Source organism: Shewanella sp. Isolate13, from assembly GCF_022398325.1.
Classification (GTDB): domain Bacteria; phylum Pseudomonadota; class Gammaproteobacteria; order Enterobacterales; family Shewanellaceae; genus Shewanella.
In genome coordinates this window covers 1-23159 of sequence record NZ_JAKEVD010000023.1, presented here as the reverse complement: position 1 = coordinate 23159, position 23159 = coordinate 1, and the positions used below count along the sequence as shown (strand labels likewise).

Annotated in this window: 21 protein-coding genes, 8 tRNA genes and 1 pseudogene; 10 read left to right on the top strand and 20 right to left on the bottom strand. The window is 42.0% G+C overall.

Annotation, left to right across the window (positions count from 1 at the left end; translation table 11 throughout):
- Positions 1-74: 74 nt before the first annotated feature.
- A complete protein-coding gene (locus tag L1D44_RS14630) occupies positions 75-959 on the top strand; it encodes a LysR family transcriptional regulator (RefSeq protein WP_239891751.1) in 885 nt (294 codons plus the stop codon).
- A gap of 114 nt (positions 960-1073) precedes the next feature.
- Here the strand turns inward: L1D44_RS14630 and L1D44_RS14625 are convergent.
- Together L1D44_RS14625 and punC are read right to left on the bottom strand one after the other, a co-directional pair.
- Positions 1074-1164 (bottom strand) — tRNA-Ser (locus L1D44_RS14625).
- Positions 1165-1253: 89 nt separating this feature from the next.
- Positions 1254-2486: a purine nucleoside transporter PunC gene (punC, locus tag L1D44_RS14620; RefSeq protein WP_239891748.1), complete on the bottom strand. Its 1233-nt coding sequence runs from the start codon at positions 2484-2486 to the stop codon at positions 1254-1256.
- Positions 2487-2616: 130 nt separating this feature from the next.
- Between punC and punR the strand changes: the two genes are divergently transcribed.
- The 6 genes from punR (at position 2617) to L1D44_RS14590 (ending at position 5777) form a co-directional block, all read left to right on the top strand.
- On the top strand, positions 2617-3519 hold the full coding sequence (gene punR / locus L1D44_RS14615; protein ID WP_239891746.1) for a DNA-binding transcriptional activator PunR: 903 nt from the start codon (positions 2617-2619) through the stop codon (positions 3517-3519).
- A gap of 180 nt (positions 3520-3699) precedes the next feature.
- Positions 3700-4353, top strand: a complete 654-nt coding sequence (locus L1D44_RS14610; RefSeq protein WP_220769234.1) for a Bax inhibitor-1/YccA family protein — start codon at positions 3700-3702, stop codon at positions 4351-4353.
- A gap of 57 nt (positions 4354-4410) precedes the next feature.
- On the top strand, positions 4411-4800 hold the full coding sequence (gene tusD, locus L1D44_RS14605) for a sulfurtransferase complex subunit TusD (RefSeq protein ID WP_239891744.1): 390 nt from the start codon (positions 4411-4413) through the stop codon (positions 4798-4800).
- An 8-nt stretch (positions 4801-4808) separates the two neighbouring features.
- Positions 4809-5165 (top strand): sulfurtransferase complex subunit TusC, encoded by a 357-nt coding sequence (tusC, locus tag L1D44_RS14600; RefSeq protein ID WP_239891742.1) that lies wholly within the window; start codon positions 4809-4811, stop codon positions 5163-5165.
- On the top strand, positions 5165-5446 hold the full coding sequence (gene tusB / locus L1D44_RS14595; RefSeq protein ID WP_239891740.1) for a sulfurtransferase complex subunit TusB: 282 nt from the start codon (positions 5165-5167) through the stop codon (positions 5444-5446). Before tusC ends, tusB begins: the two co-directional genes overlap by 1 nt.
- A gap of 1 nt (position 5447) precedes the next feature.
- The gene (locus L1D44_RS14590; RefSeq protein ID WP_239891738.1) at positions 5448-5777 is read left to right on the top strand and encodes a TusE/DsrC/DsvC family sulfur relay protein; all 330 of its coding nucleotides are present in this window, start codon (positions 5448-5450) and stop codon (positions 5775-5777) included.
- Between the two features lie 681 nt (positions 5778-6458).
- Here the strand turns inward: L1D44_RS14590 and L1D44_RS14585 are convergent.
- The 9 genes from L1D44_RS14585 to L1D44_RS14545 form a co-directional block, all read right to left on the bottom strand.
- Positions 6459-6544, bottom strand: a tRNA-Leu gene (locus tag L1D44_RS14585).
- 84 nt (positions 6545-6628) lie between these two features.
- Positions 6629-6702, bottom strand: a tRNA-Cys gene (locus tag L1D44_RS14580).
- A gap of 560 nt (positions 6703-7262) precedes the next feature.
- On the bottom strand, positions 7263-9128 hold the full coding sequence (locus L1D44_RS14575; protein WP_239891736.1) for a methyl-accepting chemotaxis protein: 1866 nt from the start codon (positions 9126-9128) through the stop codon (positions 7263-7265).
- 619 nt (positions 9129-9747) lie between these two features.
- Positions 9748-9833, bottom strand: a tRNA-Leu gene (locus tag L1D44_RS14570).
- Positions 9834-9917: 84 nt separating this feature from the next.
- Positions 9918-9991: transfer RNA gene (locus L1D44_RS14565), tRNA-Cys, on the bottom strand.
- A gap of 12 nt (positions 9992-10003) precedes the next feature.
- Positions 10004-10079, bottom strand: a tRNA-Gly gene (locus L1D44_RS14560).
- A gap of 28 nt (positions 10080-10107) precedes the next feature.
- Positions 10108-10181 (bottom strand) — tRNA-Cys (locus L1D44_RS14555).
- 12 nt (positions 10182-10193) lie between these two features.
- A tRNA-Gly gene (locus L1D44_RS14550) sits at positions 10194-10269 on the bottom strand.
- Positions 10270-10645: 376 nt separating this feature from the next.
- A complete protein-coding gene (locus L1D44_RS14545) occupies positions 10646-12082 on the bottom strand; it encodes a glyceraldehyde-3-phosphate dehydrogenase (protein WP_239891734.1) in 1437 nt (478 codons plus the stop codon).
- 222 nt (positions 12083-12304) lie between these two features.
- Between L1D44_RS14545 and L1D44_RS14540 the strand changes: the two genes are divergently transcribed.
- Together L1D44_RS14540 and gap are read left to right on the top strand one after the other, a co-directional pair.
- Positions 12305-13138, top strand: a complete 834-nt coding sequence (locus L1D44_RS14540; RefSeq protein ID WP_239891732.1) for a DUF2989 domain-containing protein — start codon at positions 12305-12307, stop codon at positions 13136-13138.
- Between the two features lie 220 nt (positions 13139-13358).
- Positions 13359-14369 carry a type I glyceraldehyde-3-phosphate dehydrogenase gene (gap, locus tag L1D44_RS14535; RefSeq protein ID WP_220769207.1) on the top strand — a complete coding sequence of 337 codons (1011 nt, stop codon included), beginning with the start codon at positions 13359-13361 and terminating at the stop codon, positions 14367-14369.
- A 139-nt stretch (positions 14370-14508) separates the two neighbouring features.
- Here gap and L1D44_RS14530 read toward each other — a convergent pair whose 3' ends face one another.
- From L1D44_RS14530 to L1D44_RS14495, 8 genes and pseudogenes are all read right to left on the bottom strand, one after another.
- A complete protein-coding gene (locus L1D44_RS14530) occupies positions 14509-14832 on the bottom strand; it encodes a hypothetical protein (RefSeq protein ID WP_239891730.1) in 324 nt (107 codons plus the stop codon).
- Between the two features lie 159 nt (positions 14833-14991).
- On the bottom strand, positions 14992-15267 hold the full coding sequence (locus L1D44_RS14525) for a hypothetical protein (RefSeq protein ID WP_220769209.1): 276 nt from the start codon (positions 15265-15267) through the stop codon (positions 14992-14994).
- Positions 15268-15335: 68 nt separating this feature from the next.
- Positions 15336-16685 carry an FAD-binding oxidoreductase gene (locus L1D44_RS14520; protein WP_239891728.1) on the bottom strand — a complete coding sequence of 450 codons (1350 nt, stop codon included), beginning with the start codon at positions 16683-16685 and terminating at the stop codon, positions 15336-15338.
- Between the two features lie 8 nt (positions 16686-16693).
- A complete protein-coding gene (locus tag L1D44_RS14515) occupies positions 16694-17245 on the bottom strand; it encodes a GNAT family N-acetyltransferase (RefSeq protein WP_239891725.1) in 552 nt (183 codons plus the stop codon).
- Positions 17246-17404: 159 nt separating this feature from the next.
- Positions 17405-18289 (bottom strand): 30S ribosomal protein S6--L-glutamate ligase, encoded by an 885-nt coding sequence (rimK, locus tag L1D44_RS14510; RefSeq protein ID WP_239891854.1) that lies wholly within the window; start codon positions 18287-18289, stop codon positions 17405-17407.
- Positions 18290-18373: 84 nt separating this feature from the next.
- Positions 18374-18781: pseudogene (locus L1D44_RS14505) on the bottom strand (RimK/LysX family protein); the annotation flags it as partial.
- 357 nt (positions 18782-19138) lie between these two features.
- Entirely contained in the window at positions 19139-19831 is a 693-nt protein-coding gene (locus tag L1D44_RS14500) for an SDR family oxidoreductase (protein WP_239891723.1), read from the bottom strand.
- Positions 19832-20085: 254 nt separating this feature from the next.
- Positions 20086-20475 carry a glycine zipper family protein gene (locus L1D44_RS14495; protein WP_239891722.1) on the bottom strand — a complete coding sequence of 130 codons (390 nt, stop codon included), beginning with the start codon at positions 20473-20475 and terminating at the stop codon, positions 20086-20088.
- Between the two features lie 147 nt (positions 20476-20622).
- Between L1D44_RS14495 and L1D44_RS14490 the strand changes: the two genes are divergently transcribed.
- Positions 20623-21645: an oxidoreductase family protein gene (locus L1D44_RS14490; RefSeq protein WP_239891720.1), complete on the top strand. Its 1023-nt coding sequence runs from the start codon at positions 20623-20625 to the stop codon at positions 21643-21645.
- A 296-nt stretch (positions 21646-21941) separates the two neighbouring features.
- Here the strand turns inward: L1D44_RS14490 and L1D44_RS14485 are convergent, their stop codons facing one another.
- Positions 21942-22448 carry a hypothetical protein gene (locus L1D44_RS14485; RefSeq protein ID WP_239891718.1) on the bottom strand — a complete coding sequence of 169 codons (507 nt, stop codon included), beginning with the start codon at positions 22446-22448 and terminating at the stop codon, positions 21942-21944.
- Positions 22449-23159: the final 711 nt, after the last annotated feature.

The following is a 23159-nucleotide window of genomic DNA, read 5'->3' as shown; positions in this document are numbered from 1 at the left end:
ATATCGTTTGATGATTGATAGATAATTAGTCTTTGATTAAACTGATTGTTAATTTAAGCTAAACAATAAAAAGTATGATTTCACTCGATGACATGATGGTCTTTGCTAAAGTGGCAGAACGACAATCCTTTACTCAGGCCGCTGATGATCTAAGTATCGGCAAAGCTCGAGTCTCGCAAATTGTGTCTAAGCTCGAACATTCATTGAACACCCGCCTGCTCCACCGCACGACTCGCTCGCTTTCTCTTACCGATGCTGGATTGCGCTATTACGAAAAGTGCAAGCTAATTGGAGATATTGCCTCAGAAGCGAATGCAGAAACCCAAGATGCTAATCAGATCCCAAGTGGCACAATTCGTCTATCCACGCCAACTTCTGCACTCGTAGATACCTTAAGTGAATTCTTACACCTTTATCCTGAGATTAAACTCGACATTATCGAAAGTGACAGTTACAGCAATCTAATAGAATCACGCTGTGATATCGCATTACGAGCCTCTTCGGCACTTGAAGACTCCAGCTTGTACGCCGTCAAATTGGGTTACTTCCGTGACATGATTTGCGCCACACCAACCTATCTCAGTAAGGTGGAAGCGGTATCTAAACCTGAAGACCTTTTGCGACTGGACTGGATCACCCACCATATTGTCCATGGCGACAAACAACTTTTGATGACCGACAGCTTGGGGAACGTGACTCGTATTGCTCATAGCCCTAAAGTGCGTGTTCGAAACGCGGCAACAGTAAAAGCGTTCGTCCTCAACCACCTAGGTTTTGCAATTATGCCGAGCTTTATGATGAAGGAAGAAATGGCCTGTGGTGATTTAGTTCGCTTGTTGCCAGACGTACATGATTTAGAAATCCCAATTTACGCTGTTTACCAAGAAAAAGCATTGATGCCACTGCGAGTGCGTACCTTGATTGAGTTCTTGAAACAAAAGGCAAACGCGTTTTGTTAACCGTCAGTTGTGGGGGCAAGAGAAAGTGGTACTAAACAATTAGAACCCTAGGGGTCAATCAATTAGCTTCAGATAGCAAAAAGCCCGCTATAAATTAGCGGGCTTTTCTATGTATGGCGGAGAGATAGGGATTTGAACCCTAGATGGGCTACAAACCCATGCCGGTTTTCAAGACCGGTGCATTCGACCACTCTGCCATCTCTCCGAACGCCGCGAATAATATAGCGCTCGATTGTTCTTGTAAAGTAATAATTTCAGGAAAATAACACTTTGCTCAAGAACGTCTCAGTTTGACTATTTATCATCCTGATGGATAGCAATACGGGCTGGATCTGGCATTACGACCTCTTCGCTTACCTCATTCCAATTCTTATAGTTACGCAGCTTGTAGCCGATAAAGACGATGAACGAGCAGATCATGATCCCCCAACCAATTGCCACTTCACCGCTTGTCGCCCAGATAGCGACTAGGCTTGATGCACCAAAAGATAAGCTGATCTGTAGAAAGTTCTGTAAACCCGCTGCTTTAGCAGCGTTGTCAGAGAACTCTTGCAGTGCAGCGTTTACCACGATTGGGTAAATGCCACCGCTACACGCCGCAAGCACTGAAAATATTGCCAATAAAGGAAAAATTGATAAACCTTTTAGCAAGATAGTCACTACAGCAATTGACATAGCACAGGTGCCAAATACAGATAGTAATACCTTTAAGGTTTTCTCCGCTCCAACTTTACGAATAAGAGTTTTACTCGCATACCCACCCAGAATGAATGTAATGGTTTGCGGAATAAAGCTCAGTCCAATCGCTGTCGCATCAAAACCATGTTGCTCCATCACTACAGGCCACAGTGTTAGGTACGAGAAGAACGCACCTGAACAAGCACCAAAAATAACAACGTTACCTAAATACTTTGTATTCTTCAGGATATTGAAGTAACTGATCTCTTTCTTGTCATGGTTTATTACTTTGGTTTCTGCAGGTACAAACCAGACGGTCAATAGGATCATTACCGCAGCCATACCAGTTAATGTGATGAAAATGCTCTGCCAGCCCATACTCTCAAGAATAAATGCACCAAGAATTGGGGCGAGTGCTGGTGATAATGCCACTAACGGCATGATATTAGAAAACACACTCTGTGCCTTAGAAGCATCATATTTTTCAATTACAATCGCTTGCCAAATAACACCGGCAGAACAGGCACCTAATGCTTGCATAAAACGAGAAATATTGAATACTAGAATCGAGTCACTAACAGACAATGAAAAGCTCGCTAACGCAAATAGCACTAATCCGAGGATGAGTGAGTTACGTTTACCAAAGCGTTCTACTAGTGGCCCATAAAGGAGTTGGCCTAATGCCAATCCTGCTAAGAAAAAGGTTAAAGACATAGCAACCTGTGATGGCGATGCCCCCATAGTGTCTTCAATTGCTTTGAATGCTGGCAAATACATGTCAGTAGCAATAAAGCCTAGCATGCTTAGTAGCGCAAGATAGGCTAAAAATATAAAGTATTTAACATTCATAAGAGGTTTCATAGATAGAAATTCAGATAGTGATTTATTAAAGCCGCGCAGTGTAAACACTTGCTATAACCCTGTGAAACGTTTATTTTTCACATTAGCCTTCAAAAAAAATCACAGCAGGATGTGACCTATGCTTTCAGAACAGTCCCTTCAACTCATTGATATGGTAGCCCGTGTCGGTAGTTTTACCGCTGCGGCAAACAAGTTACACAAAGTCCCTTCCGCGGTGAGTTACGCGGTCAAGCAGATTGAAGAAGAGCTAGGTGTGGTGCTGTTTGTAAGGCACCACCGCAGTGTTAGCTTAACGCCCGCAGGAGAACACTTCGTTAAGCAGTCTAGAAGCTTACTCACCGATATAGACGCAATGCGAGCCGATACCATTCGAGTCGCTAATGGCTGGCAACCGACCCTTTCAATCGCGTTAGATAACATCGTTAGAGCCGATAAGATCAGCAATCTGATTGCTGATTTTTACCGCACCTTCGATAATGTCGAGCTCATTATCCGAATTGAAGTCTTTAATGGCGTCTGGGAGTCGATAGCCACAGGGCGAAGCGATATCGCCATTGGTGCAACAACGGCGATACCTGTGGGTGGTGATTATCACTTTAGGGATATGGGCGAAATAGAGTGGTGTTTCCTCGTAGGCAAAAACCATCCTCTCGCAGATATTGATAGACCGCTTACGGACGATGAATTGAGACAGTACCCCTCTATCTGTTTAGAGGATACTTCTCGAGAGATCCCTAAACGAATGACCTGGCTATTAGAAAACCAAAGACGTTTGGTTGTTCCGGATTGGATAAGAGCTATCAACTGTTTTAGAGAGGGTCTTGGTGTTGGCTACATGCCTGCCCACTTTGCATTCCCATTTATCAAAACTGGTGCGCTAATAGAAAAACAGCTTGAACGACCTAATAAAACCAGCCCTTGTTGTTTGGCTTGGAATGCGACCAACAAGTCACCTGCTATGGCCTGGGTGCTGGATTATTTAGGCGATACTGAAAAGTTACATAAAGATTGGTTAGATTAACTAAGGTTAACTTGGGTCTATTTTATACGTTAGGCGCTTTATACCTTAGGTTAGCTGCTGTATGATTCAACTACTTAACATAGGAATGTCACTCTTTTTCACCTTGAGGGAACTCCTTGTATAACTCGTGTTCAAACAAAATAGCTTGAAAATTTGTCTTCGGAGAAAGATATGAAAGATATGACACAACAAACCGCGTATAGCAGTACTTCAGTTGAAGTAAACAAACTGCTAAAAAATACTTATATGCTGCTTTCTATGACCTTGGCGTTTTCTGCAGTGTGCGCAGGTTTGGCGATGGCATTAGCAATTAGCCCTATGATGTCTCTAGGTCTATCTCTCGGCAGCTTAGTGCTGTTATTCGTAACCCTTAGAAAAGCGGACTCTAGCGCTGGTATTTTCTGGGTATTTGCATTTACAGGTATGCAAGGTGCGTCACTGGGTTACATCCTAAACCATTACGCCGGCATGGCGAACGGCCCACAGCTAATCATGCAGGCACTCGGTTTAACCTCGCTAATCTTCGTGACGCTTTCAGGGTATGCGGTAACGACCAAAAAAGATTTCTCGTTTATGCGCGGCTTCTTAATCGCTGGTCTTGTGATTATGGTGGTTGGCTTGCTAGTAAACCTATTCCTAGGTAACGGCATGGTGTTTATGGCGCTTAACGCGGGTATCGCACTGCTGATGACTGGCTTTATTCTTTACGATACAAGTAAAATTGTTAACGGCGGCGAAACCAATTACATTCGTGCGACCATCTCTTTATACCTAGATTTCTTGAATCTATTCATCGCCCTACTACATTTAATGGGTGTTGGTGGTGATGACTAATACCAATTAATTTTAATTGAGTTAAAATGGCCCTATTACAGGGCCATTTTTTTTACCATGAGCAAATTCATTATTCAGGTTAACTCCGCAGCCTATGGCAGTGCGTCGAGTTATAGCGCCTACCGCTTCGCTAAAGCCGCAATAGAAAACGGTCACGCCATAGAAAAGGTGTTCTTCTACCAGGACGGTGTGCTTAACACCAATCATCTCAACTCTCCAGCCAGCGATGAGTTCGATCTAAAGCAAGCATGGATTGAGTTGCATCAGCTTCACGGTGTCGCCTTGGTTAACTGTGTTTCTGCCGCGCTGCGCCGTGGAGTGTTATCGGAGTCTGAAGCAAAAGAGAACCAGCATAGCCATTGGAATATGCAACTACCGTTTACTATGGGCGGATTAGGCGAGCTAGTGACTGGAATTGAAACTGCCGACAGGCTCGTTAGCTTTTAGGAGCGTAAGTGAAGAAACTTTGTATCATCTTTAGACAGGCTCCCCATGGCACAGCCCATGGCCGCGAAGGGCTTGACCTATCATTATTAAGTGCCAGCTTTGAGCAGGAAGTGAGCCTGCTCTTTTGCGATGAAGGGATACTGACTCTACTAAAGAAGCAAGATCCTGAATCAATTGGTAGCAAAGATTACATCGCTGCCTTAGGTGCTTTGTCGCTTTATGATATTGAAACCGTATTGGTATGCCAAGAATCGATGCAAGCGCTTGGACTTGAACAAGAAGATTTACGGATTGATGTAACAACGGCCTTGCCGGCTGATATTTCAAAACATCTTGCAGAAGTTGATGAGGTGCTAGTTTTCTAATGATATTACATCACATACAAAACTCGGTGGAACAGAGTGGTGCGCTTAGTACTTGTCTGCGTTACATTACGAACAACGACAGTATTTTATTGTCTGGCAATGGGATTAACTGTTTACTAAAGGCTGAGTGGCGCGCAAAATTGGCAGATCTGAACGTCGTAGTCTTACAAGAAGACGTTAACGCTCGTGGTCTGCAAGATTATTTAAAGGACGTTAAGCAAGTCAGCTATAACGAGTTTGTTGAGTTAAGCCTTGAGCATGAAAAAGTAATTAGTTGGTAAAATGATAGAATTTAATGGAAAACAGATAGAAACCGATCATCAAGGCTATTTAAAATCAGTCACGGATTGGACTCCTGAGCTAGCGCCAGTGATCGCCAAGGAAGAACAAATAGAACTGACCGAAGCGCACTGGGAAGTGATTAACTTCGTGCGCGAATTCTACCTAGAATTTAAGACAAGCCCAGCGATACGCGTGCTAGTTAAAGCGATAGGTCAAAAGCTCGGTGAAGACAAGGGGAACTCAAAATATCTCTATACCCTCTTCCCAGTCGGTCCAGCCAAGCAGGCAACTAAAATAGCGGGTCTGCCTAAACCTGCTAAATGTATTTAAAATAAAGATGCATTAAGTACATAAAAGAAAAGCCCTACACGTTAGGGCTTTTTGCCTCTTAACACTGGCACTGAAGCACTTGTATTCGTTAGAAAGCCTAAGAACATCCCTAGATGCCCCCTAACAAAGTCCTGATTTACCGTTTCACTTTTGTAATACTTGGGTGAGGAAAGAATAATACCGACTTTCTAGGGGCTGTTTCACGAATTTATCTCCGTTTTACTGGCCCTTAGCATTGGCTAACCTTCGCAAAAACACTACTCATAGAGCATTAGTGTTTGCTTCTAGGGCTCTAAACGTAAGGACTCGCAACGAGGCTTCTCATTCAAACGTCAAAATTCACACATAAAAAAATAGCTCTAGGCTGGTTTAGTCACTCCTCAAAAGAAGATGGTACCCGTGGGCAGACTTGAGTTGGTGGGCTTACTCTGCGAGGCATCTCTTATAGAAAGTAAACCCCTTGTGTCTACCATCATATTACAGATGTAAAAAAACCAGCTCTAGGCTGGTTAATTCACTCTTCAAAAGAAGATGGTACCCGTGGCCAGACTTGAACTGGCACGCTTATTCAGCGAGGCGGCTCTTATAAAAAGCAATCCCTTATGCTTTCTTCGTAAACAACAAATACAAAAAAGCCCCGACACTGTCGAGGCTTCTCTGCAACTCTACGAGAGAGTTATTTGGTACCCGTGGCCAGACTTGAACTGGCACGCTTATTCAGCGAGGGATTTTAAATCCCTTGTGTCTACCGATTCCACCACACGGGCAAACTCTTTGACTCTGACGATACGTATTATCGGTATTAATACTGCTTGCTCTTTATTGAGCAAACTCACCAAACTCTTAAATTGTGGAGGCGCGACCCGGAGTCGAACCGAGATCGACGGATTTGCAATCCGCAGCATAGCCATTCTGCCATCGCGCCACTTTCTTTCCCTTCTTGCCGGGAACGAGGCGTACTTTACTAGATTTGAAAAATGAGTCAACCAATTATTTGTTGTTTTCATTCATACGGTTAAATCGCGAACAACGAACTTAAATTATAAACAAAACAAGGTTAAAGCTTAATCTGCAATGGCTTTCTAATACTTTTTACTTCAACAAATAGATTGGTTAGCGACTAAGTCTGTGGAGACACTAACAAGGCTTTAAGAGTTCTCAATCGTTAATCCATGAATAAAATTGTATGTAAAAATGGGGCTAGCATAAATTGGCAAGCTTAAACCCAAATATAGTGCCAGCTAAGGTAACCTTTTACAGCTCCACGGTAAGATATGACCCACTATCACATCTTTATTGTTCAGAGCCTTAACTGAGAAATAGAGTAAACCGGGTGCTATCACTAACGAGTTCAGCAAATACAAATGTGACGGCCTCTTAATTTGAAGCCAAAGCTCAGCGAGGCTGAGCCTGGTTGCTGTAAAGTCTAGGTAAATTCAGGTTTGAATGTTGGTTCTTAATGGGTCTACCTACGTATTTGTTGCATCATGCCACTTTAAAGCTATCAATTGTTGCTTTAAGCTTCTTAGACTGGCGTAAGACGATGTCCGTAGATTGCTGGGATTGTGCAATTTGCTCTTCATTAACACTCGAAATTGCGACTAGATCCTGTAGATGACCTTCAACCTCCTTATTAGTATACTGCTGCTCTTCGGAGGCTGTGGCTAATTGTGAAGTTTGTGATGACAAGCTTTGACACAAAGTTTCAACAGTAACAAGTTCATTCTTGGCATTTTTACTCTTATTCAATGTACCTTGTGCTGTTTGGGTTGACTCCTCAAGAATATTCACCACGACAGCAATTTTTTTCTGCAACTCTACAATCGTTTCATCAATAGCTAACGTTGCTTCATCCGTTTTGCCCGATAAGCTTCGCACTTCATCCGCAACGACAGCAAAGCCTTTACCCTGCTCTCCAGCTCTAGCAGCTTCGATCGCAGCATTTAGGGAAAGTAAGTTAATTTGTGAAGCCAGCTCTTGGATTGCTTTAGTAACACTTTGAATTTTTGCTGATTGCTCATTTAGTTCAGAAATCTTTTCCTGGCCACTTAGCAACTTCTCATTTAAACAATCGATCTCAGCATTTGACTCTCTAGATATATCCAAAGCTTGTTCGTTAGCTTTACCGAGTTTGTTTGAAGCATCATCTGTAGCATTAATTGAAAGGTTTATTTCCGAATTTACCGTTACTAATTCATGAACAGAGCTACTAATGCTATTTACCCGAGCTACAGCGTCTCTAAAACCTTGAGTAGTCAAATTTAGTTTCTCAGACATTTCATGACTAGCAAGGTTAATCGCTTCATAACTATCTCTAATCTCTTTAAATGCACCTTGAAGAGACTCAATAAATCGATTGAACGAACGAGCAATATCGCTAAATTCATCGTGACCTTCAAAGTTGATTCGACTTGTCAAATCTCTATTACCGGTAGATATTGCCTTGACCATATGATTTAACGCATTAAGCCTAGAATTGATATTGCTCGCTATTACAAAAACGAAACTTAAGGTAAATAAGAGCAAAAAAAGCCCCAAAATATGTAAAGTCATCTTTTGCTCCGTAATATAATCGGCGATCAATAGGGAAATATTTTTAGCATTATCCACTATGACAGCTTCAGCCTCATGAGCCGTCTCCCGCATTACCCCCCTAAGGCCCTCATGATGCTCAAATCCCATCTTTAAATGTAAGTTAATAAGTTCGTTATAGACTTTAAAATAGGAATCATAAAAAGGTTTAACTGCAGGGTAATCTGCAATTGCAACCTCTAGTGTTTTTTTGCTAGAAAGTAACTGTTCAAGAGTTTCCTGGGAGTGGTGGATACGGAACTCATAATCTGCCTCAATAAGCTCAAGCATCAAATGTTCAACGCTAATGGAATTGGAACTAACAATTGCTTCTTCTAGTTTCGCTCTAGACTGTTCAATCTCTTTCTCAAGCCCATCTTTGTCATAGATCTGGTGTGAAAGCTTTGCCAGTTCTACAAATGACTTTTCATAGGTATCTAGCTTACTAAGGGTGGTAGAATTATTAGCCCCTCTGTTAAATAGCAACAGGTAATCTTCATTCAGCTTAATTAAATCCTTTTTGATATGAACCATGACATCAGCATGCTTCTCTAGGTACTTATCATCCATTCGTGAAAAAAAGTCTTTTTCATGACGTCTTAAAGCAAGAAGCTCTGCTTCAATAAACCAATTCTGAGAGGCAACCTCCTCTGCATATATGATTTTGTTTATAATTATGTTCTCGAAAACGCCATAAAACAGCATTGATACCGTTACAAGCGAAGCAAGAGCTATCAGCTTTATCCTAATTGTCATTCCTTTGAACATATTTGTATTCATCCATAAATATCCGATAAAAAAATAATAGTACAAAAAGAACAACCAACAATTATTTATCCCTCAAAGTCTCCTTCTCAAAAGTGCTAGGTGCTAAATAAAGAAGACAAACCATTAGCGCTAATAAAAATGACAGGTCAAAAACAGGCCAAGCATGGCGCTGACTTTAGTGCTGCTGAATTCAAACTAAATGATAAATAGCGGACAATTGCCAAGCTCATGGCTTAATACCAGTGACCAATGTTTGGCCCTTGCAGTTTGTGAGGGATATGACAGCCAGCTGCATGTTGGTTTCACCACTATTCATGTAAGGAACCGGTGGCTAATTGAGCTGACAGACGTTAATACAGAGGCTTTAGCAGGACTTGAGTTAGCTCGCCTACTCTGGGAGGCGGCTCTTATAAAAAGCAATCCCTTGTGCTTTCTTCGTAAACAACAAATACAAAAAAGCCTCCGCACGTTAATGCAGAGGCTTTAATGATGGTATCCGTGGCCAGACTTGAACTGGTGGGGTTAATCTGCGAGGCATCTCTTATAGAAAGTAAATCCCTTGTGTCTACCATCATATTACAGATGTAAAAAAACCAGCTCTAGGCTGGTTTATTCACTCTTCAAAAGAAGATGGTACCCGTGGCCAGACTTGAACTGGCACGCTTATTCAGCGAGGGATTTTAAATCCCTTGTGTCTACCGATTCCACCACACGGGCAAACTCTTTGACTCTGACGATACGTATTATCGGTATTAATACTGCTTGCTCTTTATTGAGCAAACTCACCAAACTCTTAAATTGTGGAGGCGCGACCCGGAGTCGAACCGAGATCGACGGATTTGCAATCCGCAGCATAGCCATTCTGCCATCGCGCCACATATTTAAATTGGAGCGACATATCGGGTTCGAACCGATGACCTATACCTTGGCAAGGTATCGCTCTACCAACTGAGCTAATGTCGCATTTCAATTTAAACTGTCTCTTAAATTGTGGAGGCGCGACCCGGAGTCGAACCGAGATCGACGGATTTGCAATCCGCAGCATAGCCATTCTGCCATCGCGCCACATATTTAAATTGGAGCGACATATCGGGTTCGAACCGATGACCTATACCTTGGCAAGGTATCGCTCTACCAACTGAGCTAATGTCGCATTTCAATTTAAACTGTATTCAAGTCGTTGCTTAGTTCGCTTCCCCTTGACTACGGAATGGCATTCTACCGATTTACCGATGAGAGTCAATCGACAAAAAACAAATTAGTGACTGTTTGACGTTAAAACCATCAGAAATAACAAATTTCATGCATCTTGATTGTTTTGCCGCCTTATTTTTGGAGTTTAAAACCCTTTACAAAGTGGTTATTGGGAATAACCGCTTAGAGATGGAGGAGAATCATCCAGTTGCTGTAGCTGTGCAAACCTTTTAGCGAACAGTTATTCCAGCCTCCCCTTTTCCATTGGGTGACCTAAAAACAAAAACGCCTCTATGATAAGAGGCGTTTTCTAGACGAACTAATTCAGTAAAGAATTAGCCATGGGGTAAAGACTGGTAGTTAAGGCCAAGCATTTTCTGCATAACACCAACAACCTGGCAGCTATAGCCAAATTCATTGTCATACCATACATAAAGTATCGCGCGATTACCTTCAGCGATAGTTGCTTGAGAATCAACAACACCTGCGTAACGTGAGCCAACTAAGTCACTAGACACGATTTCTGTAGAATCTGTGTAATCGATCTGGTTTTGCAGCTCTGACTGTAACGCCATATCTTTTAGATATTCGTTTAAGTCGTGCTTGTTTGTTTCACCGTTAAGGTTAAGGCTAATAATCGCCATAGAAACGTTAGGCGTAGGAACGCGGATTGCGTTACCCGTTAGCTTACCCTCTAATACAGGTAAAGCCTTAGATACTGCTTTTGCCGCGCCAGTTTCAGTAATAACCATGTTCAATGGTGCACTACGGCCACGACGGTCTGCTTTATGGTAGTTATCGATAAGGTTCTGATCATTGGTATATGAGTGAATTGTTTCCACGTGACCATTTTCAATACCATACTTATCGTTAACAGCCTTAAGTACAGGTGTAATCGCGTTTGTAGTACAGCTAGCCGCCGATACGATAGTGTCTTCATCAAGAATATCTTGCTCGTTCACACCATAAACAACGTTCTTGATAGCGCCTTTAGCTGGAGCGGTAAGAAGTACCTTGCTAGCGCCTGGAGACTTAAGATGTAAACCGAGACCCGCTTCATCTTTCCAGATGCCTGTGTTATCGACAACAAGCGCATTTGAGATACCAAACTTAGTGTAATCGACTTCATCCGGAGAGTTTGCGTAGATCACCTGAATGTAGGTACCGTTAGCGATGATTGCATTGTTCTCTTCATCGACTTCAACGGAGCCATTAAATGGTCCATGAACAGAGTCACGACGCAATAGGCTTGCACGCTTTTCCAAATCGCCAGTACGGCCGCCACGAAGAACGATAGCACGTAGTCTAAGCTTATTGCTTACACCCGTTCTTTCAATAAGCAAGCGAGCGAGTAGACGACCGATACGGCCAAAACCATAAAGAACAACATCTCTTGCTTCTTCGTCATCTTGATGGGTGATTGCATCTGCAAGTTCGCGGCTCATGTAAGCTTCAATCTGACTTGCATCTTGATATTCGCGCCAGTAATTAACCGCGAGTTTACCGATGTCAACTTTACACTGTTTCACCGCTAACTTGCTTAGGGCTTCAACAAATGGAAAGCTTTCACGTAGTCTCAGTTTTTCACCAACATGGCGACGCACTAAACGGTGCGATTTGATGATTTCGATTGTAGAGGCATTTAGTAGAGGTTTGCCATAGACGACGACTTCTACACCTTGGTTACGGTATAACTTACCAAGTAATGGCTGCATAGCCTCAGCCATTTCGAAACGTTCTTGCCAACTTTGTAGGTGTTTATCAGCGCTCATTAACAGATCCTTTATCTCACTTTTCTGACTTTTTCATCAGAAATGTTTGAGTAACAAAAAGAAAAGACCAATAATCTATCGTTATATAGGGGATCTTTCCCCGTTTGGTCGGCGCTATTGTAATGAAAAGTATGCTCTCAAGCTAGCAAGATATTTTTCATAACATTGTAATTTTATTAGATAAAACGCTATCTGGAGCCTAGTTTGAACCGAAAACTTGTAATGATTACATCATTTCTTGGGATTCCGCTTGTTTTTGGCCTAATTGGCTGCGAACAGCCGACAAATACTCAGATCATTTGTAACAAAAATCCTGAACTTTGTGCCGATCTACATAAAGATAGTTGGTGTCGATTTGAACGAGGAGACCTGATCCGTAATAGGTTCAAGCTAAAAAGTATACCTGACCCTTCTGGTAAAGAGATTTATCAGCAGCTAGTGTACTTAGAAAATTACAATAAATGCGTTGAGCTAGCCGCCGGCGTACAGCACATTTTACATCCGGAGCGTACTAACGACCGCGCTCGTGCATTTGGTTTAAGCTCGCAGTCATTAGCCGAGTTGCAGGAAACGACTAAAGGAAGCACAGATCCTCACCTCGCCTACTATCATTGGTCACGTTTTAACGACACAGACGCCGGAGCGGTACTTTTTGCGGCAGAACAAGACAATAAAATAGTCGATATAGAACTACAGGCTCAATTAGCCTCTTATTTTGTAAAAGTAAACCCTAAGAAATCCAAGCGCCTCTATGCTGAGGTATTAAAGGCAAGCACCGCAGAAGAGTTTAAACCGGACTGGCTACTGGCATTGGCCACGCTTTATCGTCAAGAAGGCAGAAATGAAATTGAATATTGGCTATCTATGACCAATATTGAAATAACTAAGGCAAAATTTTCGAGCGAGCAGATGCTTGCACTCATCAAGGGAGAGAAAGCACTTCAGCGACAGTTAGACCGAGATGCCGAAAATCTTGCAGATCAGCTTATGAGTGGAAAGTATCAGCAAAGTAAGCTAAAAATATTGCTTGACGAAGATCTAATCAAGCCACTGTAAGCTTTAGCTGTTAAACACTGCTAATTTGGCAATATTTTTGCCAACTTACAGTTATTTTATCGATTAACACAATTTATATTCGAATTCGCGACACGTGTAAAAAAATTACCTAAATATTAGCAATAATTAGCCGTTTATCACCGATATTACTTGACGATGGCTGCCAGTTTGGTAATTTTACTACCAGATTCTATTTTTTCTTTTACCAGAGGGATATGAGATGACTATCCGAGTTGCAATTAACGGCTATGGCCGTATCGGCCGCAATGTTCTACGCGCACTATATGAAAGCGAAAAGAACTACCCTATCAAGATTGTTGCACTAAACGATTTGGGTGATGCTTCAATCAACGCTCATTTAACTAAATACGATTCTGTACATGGTCGCTTTAACGCAAAAGTAGAACACGCAGATGACGCTATTTTTGTGAACGAAGATAAGATCCTTACCTTCCAAGAGCGTGATCCTTCAAAACTTCCTTGGAAAGAGTTAGATGTTGATGTGGTATTTGAATGTACCGGCATTTTCACATCTAAGGAATCAGTGCAGCCTCACCTAGATGCTGGCGCTAAAAAGGTGATTATTTCTGCGCCAGGTAAGAATGTCGATGCGACTGTTGTTTACGGTGTCAACAACGACGAAATTACTGGTGACATGACGGTCATTTCAAATGCTTCTTGTACTACAAACTGTTTAGCGCCGTTTGCTAAGCCGTTAAATGATGAGATTGGCATCGAATCAGGTCTAATGACGACCATTCACGCTTATACTAACGACCAACGTTTGTCTGACGTTTATCACACTGACCTTCGCCGTGCTCGTGCAGCAGCGATGTCTATGATCCCAACTAAGACTGGTGCAGCTGCTGCCGTAGGCCTTGTGGTTCCAGAACTTGCAGGTAAGTTTGATGGATTAGCGGTTCGCGTTCCTACGGTTAACGTTTCATTGGTTGACTTGTCTTTCGTCGCTGCACGCGACACAAGTGTTGAAGAGATCAATGCTATCATCGAAAAAGCCGCCTCTGTCGCACCATTAAGCGAAGTATTGGCAGTTAACCACGAGCCGTTGGTATCTATCGATTTTAACCACAACCCATACTCTTCTAACTTCGATGCTACACAAACACGTGTTAACGGTCGTCTAGTTAAAGTAATGGCTTGGTATGACAACGAATGGGGCTTCAGTAACCGCATGCTAGACAATGCTGTTGCACTAATGAACGCTAAGTAACTCATTTGTAGTAATAAAAAACCCAGCTAAGCTGGGTTTTTTTATGGGCTGGTGAAAGCTCACCTACCGAGCCTAATAATCCGCTTTTAGTTCGAGAGCAGTTCTGCATCCCTCATCCCTCTAAAAGGCGTTAGTACGATTAACCTAGTAACCTGTTCATCTGGGGAGTGTTAATTGCTTCATCAATATTTTCTAGATTTTGATCAATATAACCGAGCAAAATGCTTTTCTCTGTACTGTCCAGCTCTGAGGTTAATATGGCTCGATGCAACTCTAGGGACTCGGACTTAAGAGTTAAAAGCGTTAAAGCGGAGATTTGATTTTCGTTTTTATAGCGGCTCAACAATGTTCGCTGGGTAATCTTTATCGCTGTTTGCACACTATGATTCAAAATAGAGACTTTCTCGCCCGCTAATTTTGGGGCTACCAAACCACAATACTGTTGCTGTAAAGTATGTTGCATATCCACCTCTTAAGGTTAACCTAGGCTTAATAGCATAGGTTTTGAGAGGTAGATAATAACAACCTAGAACTGTACTCAAACTTAATAGGCAACTCAATTGAGCCCGTGAATGAGACAGCTTAACAGTGATTGTGATTAAAAACGGACTAACGAGGGTTTTTAGCTTCGCTTAATGCGTACAACCTTAAAGATATCCATTTCAAATCCGGCGAGCCCCTGCGTGTCAGGGTAATACGTCATATTCACTCTTGCGCCGTTGAGGCTTTTGTATTTTTTAGTGCGACGGAAGGTGAAAGGTGTATCACAGTCATCAATCATTACTGTATGTTGTACCCAATCATCTTTAACCCTTTGAGTGTGAGAGCAAACCTTTACACCTTCAGAATGAACGAGCTTATCGTGCTTAACTAACATCTTGTCTACTGTGGACTTCACAACTTCCTCCATAGCAAAAAACCAAGCTATAAAAGTAGCACAGACCACTTGTTGTGTAAAAAAATTGCCTAAAAATAGCGATCTTTTAACCAGCCGTAATGGTAATACCCCCACTGCCCTAACCGCCTTAAGCTGGCTCCTGGAAATCGCGGCGCGGCCTGATGATATAAAGGCAAGTTAGGTACAGGCTTACCTACAATTTTCTCTGCTAGGCGATAGGCTGCCTGAGCACTGAAAGACACTCCGGCTCCACAGTAGCCTAAGCTGTAGCCAACTCCATTACTTTCAAATACATGGGGAATATCATCTAGGGTAGCAGCAATCCAACCAGTCCAGTTATAGGCCAGTTTCTTATTTTTTAATGCAGGAAAGCATTGGCTTAAAGCAAATTTTAGTCGCTCTTGGTACACAGGGTTTTGCGCATCCCGCCCAAAAATAGCGCCTCTACCGCCGAAAAGCAGCCGATTATCGGGCAATAAACGATAATAATATTTCAATATACGGGTATCCATCACCACTTCTCGAGTATGAATACCTGATGCAGCAAGTTCGTCTGGCGTTAAAGGCTCAGTAACAATGATATTACTTAAGATAGGCAAAAAACGTTTATCCACTACTGGGTTAAAACGCTTAGGTGTATAACCATTTCCCAAGCTTACTACCTTCTTCGTCCTTACCTCGCCATTTGATGTGATTAACCTATGAACGCCATCCTCCTGAATCCAGGATTCAACACAGCTTTGCTCATAAAGAGGAACCTTCAATTTTTCAACCACCTGTTTGTAACCAAGCAGTAATTTTAGCGGGTTAACGCCAAATCCTCGTTCAACTCTTAGGGCTCCATATGCCTGATGATGAGCCATGTATTCAGACTTAAGCAGAGCTTGGCTGATAAGTTGTGGTTTCTCTCCTAAATATTTGTCGATGAAGTGAGCCGTATCGCTTAGTTGTTTAAAGGCTTTACGGTTATGGGCAATCTTAAGATACCCCTTATCTTGCGGTTCACAATCAATTTTATGCTCTACTATTAAGCCCTCTACTCGCTCTACCGCTTGCGAAAATTCGTTATGAATACCTTTAGCGACGTCTAAATCCCAACGTTGAGCCGTTTGACTGTAGCCTAAACGCCCCGAGCCGCCCAATACAAAACCGGCATTTCGAGCACTCGCACCAAACCCTATTCTATTGGCCTCGAGCAGACAGACATCTACATGATGATTTTTAGCAAGATAGTAGGCGGTCAGAAGGCCAGTATAGCCGCCCCCAATGATGGTTATATCAGCCTGAACTTGCGCTCTAAGAGGTTGTTTTGGTTTACCTAGTGCGATGGTATCAGACCAGTACGAATGGCACGGTGCAAGTGATTTAGGTGACGTAGCAACTAAAGGGTCAAAACAGTCACTTTGTTGATTGGTCATCTTTCCCCCTAAAACGTCAGCAACATTTCACATGCCACGCAATGACAATTAGAGCCACACAGGATACACACGTAGTTTGGATGTTCGTCGGTATCACTCCACCTGTTAGGGTGCTCTTTTATCAATATACCACCCGCTTTTGTGAAATATTTAACCGCTGCATTATTAGGGCTTTGCTGCCAAAGATGACTGACGCCCGCAGCAGCTCCCTGCTGCGTTAATGCAGAAATGGAGGCCTGGAGTAATCTTCCCCCTAATCCTTGGCCTCTCGCCTCTTCTGCGACCGTATTACACTTAAAATAACCCACTTTCTCTGGTTCTATGCGCCATCGATTTGGGGAGCACCATTTATCTATGGCCCACTGTCCAGGAGCATAGCAGAGCCTAAAACCAAGTAGATGCTGTTTATCAATTGCGACGAAACAGCTGTTAATGCCATTTTTATGTCCGAGCTCTACGATATGAGCTAACGACTTTTCGTCTAGGTAGCCATCTCCATGTACCTGGTTTCCAAGCGCTATAACGGCATCGAAGTGTTTTGGGGCGAGAGGAATAATCATGGGTATTTTTATCATAAAAGTTGATACAAATATCACATTAACATGTTTTTTACATTAAGCCCTCTCTGGCGATGTCAATCGCGTCAATTATCATCAAGCAAAAAAAAAGCGTTATGTCTGAGACATAACGCTTTCTAGTGAAACTAGAAACTTAGCCAGTTACTCCGGCTTCCATCCTAATTTCTTTTCGATTGATTCAATCATCGCACCTGCAATGTCAATACCTGTTGCTGACTCGATACCTTCAAGTCCTGGAGAAGAGTTAATCTCTAGTAATAGAGGTCCTCTGCTAGAACGAATAATATCAACACCAGCAACGCGCAGACCCATGGTCTTTGCCGCTTTCAGTGCTAACTGCTTCTCTGCAGCACTTACAGAAACGATTGATGCGCTACCGCCTTGGTGAATGTTAGCTCTAAACTCACCAGGAGCTGCAGTACGCTCGATAGAAGCAACAACCTTACCGTCAATCACAAAGCAACGTAAATCTTTACCTTGAGCTTCTTTAATGAATTCCTGCACTAGCAAGTTAACGTGTAGCGATTTAAATGCGTTAATCACACTTTCAGCCGCTTTAGTTGTTTCTGCTAATACAACACCCTTACCTTGAGTACCTTCAAGTAACTTAACGATAAGCGGTGCACCACCAACCATATCGATAAGATCTTTAGTATCAACAGGTGAGTTAGCAAAACCACTCGTTGGAATATCTAGGTTGTTCTTTTGCAGTAACTGCAACGAGAATAACTTATCTCTTGAGCGAGTTATTGCTTCAGAAGTATTCAACGCCATAATATTCAAGCTTTCAAAGTGACGTGTTAAAGCACAGCCATAGAAAGTCATACTCGGTCTGATGCGAGGAATTACGGCATCAAGATCATTCAAGATACGACCACCACGGTAATGCACTTCTGGCTCTGATGCATCGAGTTTTAAATAGCACTGCTTGATGTTCAAGAACACCATTTCGTGGCCGCGTTGCTCGCCTGCTTCAATGATACGCTGGTTGCTGTATAAGTCAGGGTTACTTGCTAGCAAACCTATCTTTAAACCGCTCTTCTTAGCCGTTTTAACACCGTAAAGCTGTTCAACTTCAGCTTCGTTTTGCTCGCCTAAACAAAATGATGCTGATGGATCGACTAGCGTTTTATTACTCATCGCTTCACGACCTAACAGCATACGGTAACCCATGCTGTCACGATTCGTTAGAGTAAGCTCAACTTCCCACGCGTGGCCACCCAACTGGATGACTGATGCAATAACGTAACGCTTTTCTATTTCGCCGTTCGAACTCTTGATGTTACGACGGTCAACAACTTTACTTTCACATCTTAGGATGATCTTGCGACTGTTTTGTATCGGGTGAAGTTCAAAAGAAACCCATGGCTCGCCTTCTCTTTTAAAAGGACGGATATTTACAGCATGGATTGATGACGTTCTGGCGCCAGAGTCAACTCTAGCCTTAATTGCAGGAACACCAAGAGCGGGGAATGCACACCACTCTTCACTTCCGATAATAAACTTATTGTCGCTCATTACAATTCTTCCAGTTAAGTTAAATTAAGGAGCGCGAAAGTACTCCTTTTTTCAGCAGATGCAAACTAAATTTTAGTTATTTACTGCATTCGGATAGAATTTTTTCTAAAATCCTGAAAATTGAGACATCTATCGTGGTTTATTAGCCGTATAAACGGCTAAAGTCACCTGAAAACGAATTAATTGTACAGGGTACCAAAAACACGATTTTCTTAGTAGTTTAGCTCGGTTAATTTTAATTTATGACCACATAAAATGCTAATTTTTACCTACTAAAGCAGTGTAGCGCTCGCCCAGTAACAGGAAGGCGCTACAAATGGTTAGTCAACCTCCAATGTGACAGTATTAACACAAGCTCTACCAATCAATGCTGCCGCCCTGATAGTCATAGAAGTGACCACTTTGCTCAAATGTTAATTGCTTTATTACCGCCATCATCCCTCTTACCGAGGTATCGGCATCAATAAGTGCATTAGGACCGCCCATGTCTGTCTTCACCCACCCAGGATGCAGGGCCACGCACCTTATGCCATCTTGTCGAAGATCGATGGAAAGTGACTTAACAATAGAGTTCAGTGCCGCTTTAGATGAGCGATAATAATATCCCCCGCCACTTCTGTTATCAGACATGCTGCCGACTTTAGACGAAATAAACGCTAATACAGCACAAGGGGAGCGTTTAAGGTTCGCATACAAGGCCTCTGTAAGTATAAGGGGAGCAATGGTGTTGACCTCTAGTACTGTGCGCCACTGCTTAACATCAGTATCGCCAAATTGCACTCCCTTTGGGCCATAATACCCAGCGTTATGAATTAATAGATCGATGGGATCAGTACCAAATGTTTGATTCAATGTTGCGATGGAGTCGGCGGAAGTTACGTCGAGTTCAATAACTTGGAGCCGATTAAAACGGGACATCATTTGGGTAAGCTCGGGTGCATTAATCGGATCCCTACAGCATGCACTGACACGCCAACCATCAGCTAAGTAGTGCTCAACAAAGGTTAGGCCTATTCCTCGATTAGCACCGGTGATCACAACATGTTTCACTGATTTTACTCCCGTTTTTGTCCATTATTTGGTGTTATTAATTCATTAGTGAATGAATCAGTAGCCAAGCCTTTAGATGTGCACGATAAACGGAAAAATCAAATAATCCAATTAAATCAATCTGCAGATAATCATTGAGCGATTCAGGCGTAGCTCATTTGTTTGATTTATTGCCACGTCAACAACCAAGCAATATGAAGGTAACTTTAACTCACTTTAAAAACCTTAAGAGTTTAGCCTAACACAAACAAACCTTAGTTGAGCACAACATAGCCGCGATTTGTCATACAGTTCTTAATCACGGTTTGCTGCTCCGTTGCGTGGGCATCTTTATTATTTCGCCTCTCTCGACTGTTAGATAATACGCCGACACCGAGTCCAATTGCCGCTCCCTTTTTTGCGCCATCAGTACCTGAACCACCTGCTATCGCCTTACCTGCAGACCCAATCGCCGCGCCCTTAGCTGCAGTACCAATAGCACTTCCTTCGGTCTTTTTCTGCTCTACTTGAGTCGCCATTTCGGTACATTGATGAAGATCGTACACATAGTCTTTCTCATCAACACCAGTTTTATCTACAACGATATTTGCCATCGCACTCAACGGTAGTAACAACAAGCCTAGAGTTATTAGATTACGCCTCATTCAATGTTTCCTCTTTATCTACAATTTCCTCGAAAAATCGACAACAGAATCAAAAGCATTAGTCTGTTTTGATTTCCGCTTCTTATCAATTATAGTACAGCGTTCTACCTGTCTGGCTCTTGAACAAGATTTCACTTAGGCGCATTAATGGATCTAACGAATAACTCAATTGAAAATATTTTAGTCGAATTTTTTAAATCGACAGATTTTGAAAAAATCGCAAAGATTCAATCACTTTGGTCTGGGTATGGCGAGATTGCAAGATACCGCTTTACCTCACCTAAGTTAGTTCAAAAGTTTGGTATTAGACAATTTATAGTTAAACACATCTCCCCTCCTAGACAGGTTTGCCATCCCAGAGGTTGGTCAACTTCGGTTTCCCATCAGCGAAAAGTCGACTCTTATCAAGTTGAAGTTAACTTTTATAAAACCTTCGCCGAACGATGCGATGATCAGTGCCTTGTCCCGAGCTTCATTGGCGAGCATCGTTTTATTGAGAACGGTAACCCTTGCCAACTCATCCTAATGTCAGACCTCGATGATCAGGGCTTTCCTATTCGAGCCACCAACCTAACAGTTCAGCAAACAAAATTGTGCCTGCGTTGGTTAGCGCATTTTCATGCGAAATTTATTCACTCCTCATCAGACCACAAACATAATGGGCTTTGGGAAGTAGGCAGTTACTGGCATCTTGCTACTCGCCTTGAAGAGTGGCAAGCAATGCCGAGTTCACAGCTGAAAGAAAGCGCCACAAATATAGATAAGGCCTTGAATAATTGTAAATATAAAACCATTATTCACGGTGATGCTAAGGTAGCTAATTTCTGTTTCACCCCAGATTTTACCGATGTCGCCGCCGTAGATTTTCAGTATGTAGGCAGTGGCACTGGGGTAAAAGACCTTATTTATCTGCTAGGAAGTTGCTTATCGGAGACGGATTGTAAGAATAATTTCACATTATTAGTGAATGATTATTTTGACTGTTTAACCTATGCATTAGGCTTATACCAGCCTAAGCTAACCGCTAATTTAGTGGTTAAAGAGTGGCAAGGGTTGGTGGATTTAGCCTGGGCTGACTTCGAACGCTTTCTTGTCGGCTGGGCTCCTGACCACAAAAAAAGAAATCAATTTAGCCAGATGATCACGAGCCGGGCTCTAGCATCCATTTGAGCTTTAGGAATAAAGTTGCAACATGACCACAACATTTTACTTTAAGAGACCGACTTAGTCCGTTGTATGGTTAAACTTTCGAAGGCGCTTTACTTCCGAGTACTGATAGCTACAGAACGGGTTAAATTATTTAACTGAACAGTCGGCTTAAGATTTAGTTTCTAAAGAATGGACTTACCGATGGCATTGGCACTACCGCCGATTATTATGATTTTGTAATTCAGGATAATTGCCAACGCCTATCTATATCCATATTAATAGCTAAGCAAGATTAACCGCATCTTAGGTTTAGCAAATCAATACTCATCGTTTTCTTTTGGATATTCACTCAACAGGTGATCTATGGCTTGGTCAAAAGTATCGATTTGATTTACCGCCATGAACTGCTTAAGTTTTATGACAAGATCATTGCCAATTTCAATATGAGATTTCTTTTTACGTTTCTTTATCTGCGACAACTCCTTTCGTACCATTCTCCAGCCATAATCACTAAAATAGCAGTTAAGCAGTAGATTGGTTTGTATCAAGGCGTCTTCAACACCTGTCGCTTGTTTGCGGATCTTATTTAGTGACGATAAACTTTCAGTCAACTTGATATAGAGCTGCTCACGTTCAACTGTTTCTCCGAATTCATAAAACCAGTCTTTTCTCTTTTCAACTTCAGCTAATGAGATAAGGCGATAGATCAGAGGCAAGGCTACGAGCAATTCATCTGCCTCTAACAATTTTAATTTCCGACCTGCCGTTGGTTTTTGCTGATGGTACTGCCAGCTCTGCCCTGCACTGTCTATTTTCTTTTGCATTTTATTCCACTCTCAATCGTTGATTTTACCAGACTTAACTACCGACAAACAAAATAACTAAAGTATGGTATAACCATATAATACCCAAATTTGCTTACTAATGCAGTATCTAACTCGTTACTTTTGTAAGATTTTTTCTTGAAATGAACGATGCCTCTACTTTTTACCAATAAAATGGTGACACCACTTTATTGTAATAATCAATTACGCGTAAGAAAGGACTGGTCACCGCCACCGCTATCAGTTGTCCAATTTCCAAATCTACAGAGACACGCTAACGGGGCATTTTAAAAAACAGTATATTTCAGTTTTCCATGACTGATAGTCATATCTTTCACTTAGCAACTCCCCCCACAGTAATTTTACAATTCGACAGTCAAAATCATCTGTCACTTTAGTTGTTTCGGTTATGCTCGTACGGCACTTAGCTTTTGGCTAGAACCTCTGAATACTTTTAGCCTGGACAGTTAAACATGAATAACTAAAAGATCAGTGCAGTCATACCACCCAACTAGTTAAGCTATTGCGAATATTCTTTAGATCACATAATTGATACAGCTTATACCTGTGCCGCCCTTTTTGACCTTAGTACCTTTTAATCCTTAGTCCTTTAAATCATTAGTCACTTTTAATTATTGGCTGCAGTTCGTCGTCTTAATCGCCACAATATATGGTTAAACCATACTTTAATAAATAATATTCTCCCTAGGC

What these genes read in the sequence shown, in the direction of transcription:
- punC (WP_239891748.1), bottom strand. Translation starts at nt 2,486, where the DNA reads ATGAATGTTAAATACTTTATATTTTTAGCCTATCTTGCGCTACTAAGC.
- L1D44_RS14490 (WP_239891720.1), top strand. Translation starts at nt 20,623, where the DNA reads ATGGATCTAACGAATAACTCAATTGAAAATATTTTAGTCGAATTTTTT.
- L1D44_RS14515 (WP_239891725.1), bottom strand. Translation starts at nt 17,245, where the DNA reads ATGATTATTCCTCTCGCCCCAAAACACTTCGATGCCGTTATAGCGCTT.
- L1D44_RS14520 (WP_239891728.1), bottom strand. Translation starts at nt 16,685, where the DNA reads ATGACCAATCAACAAAGTGACTGTTTTGACCCTTTAGTTGCTACGTCA.
- L1D44_RS14545 (WP_239891734.1), bottom strand. Translation starts at nt 12,082, where the DNA reads ATGAGCGCTGATAAACACCTACAAAGTTGGCAAGAACGTTTCGAAATG.
- punR (WP_239891746.1), top strand. Translation starts at nt 2,617, where the DNA reads ATGCTTTCAGAACAGTCCCTTCAACTCATTGATATGGTAGCCCGTGTC.
- L1D44_RS14495 (WP_239891722.1), bottom strand. Translation starts at nt 20,475, where the DNA reads ATGAGGCGTAATCTAATAACTCTAGGCTTGTTGTTACTACCGTTGAGT.
- gap (WP_220769207.1), top strand. Translation starts at nt 13,359, where the DNA reads ATGACTATCCGAGTTGCAATTAACGGCTATGGCCGTATCGGCCGCAAT.
- L1D44_RS14610 (WP_220769234.1), top strand. Translation starts at nt 3,700, where the DNA reads ATGACACAACAAACCGCGTATAGCAGTACTTCAGTTGAAGTAAACAAA.
- L1D44_RS14630 (WP_239891751.1), top strand. Translation starts at nt 75, where the DNA reads ATGATTTCACTCGATGACATGATGGTCTTTGCTAAAGTGGCAGAACGA.
- L1D44_RS14590 (WP_239891738.1), top strand. Translation starts at nt 5,448, where the DNA reads ATGATAGAATTTAATGGAAAACAGATAGAAACCGATCATCAAGGCTAT.
- L1D44_RS14575 (WP_239891736.1), bottom strand. Translation starts at nt 9,128, where the DNA reads ATGAATACAAATATGTTCAAAGGAATGACAATTAGGATAAAGCTGATA.
- tusD (WP_239891744.1), top strand. Translation starts at nt 4,411, where the DNA reads ATGAGCAAATTCATTATTCAGGTTAACTCCGCAGCCTATGGCAGTGCG.
- L1D44_RS14485 (WP_239891718.1), bottom strand. Translation starts at nt 22,448, where the DNA reads ATGCAAAAGAAAATAGACAGTGCAGGGCAGAGCTGGCAGTACCATCAG.
- L1D44_RS14530 (WP_239891730.1), bottom strand. Translation starts at nt 14,832, where the DNA reads ATGCAACATACTTTACAGCAACAGTATTGTGGTTTGGTAGCCCCAAAA.
- tusB (WP_239891740.1), top strand. Translation starts at nt 5,165, where the DNA reads ATGATATTACATCACATACAAAACTCGGTGGAACAGAGTGGTGCGCTT.
- L1D44_RS14540 (WP_239891732.1), top strand. Translation starts at nt 12,305, where the DNA reads ATGATTACATCATTTCTTGGGATTCCGCTTGTTTTTGGCCTAATTGGC.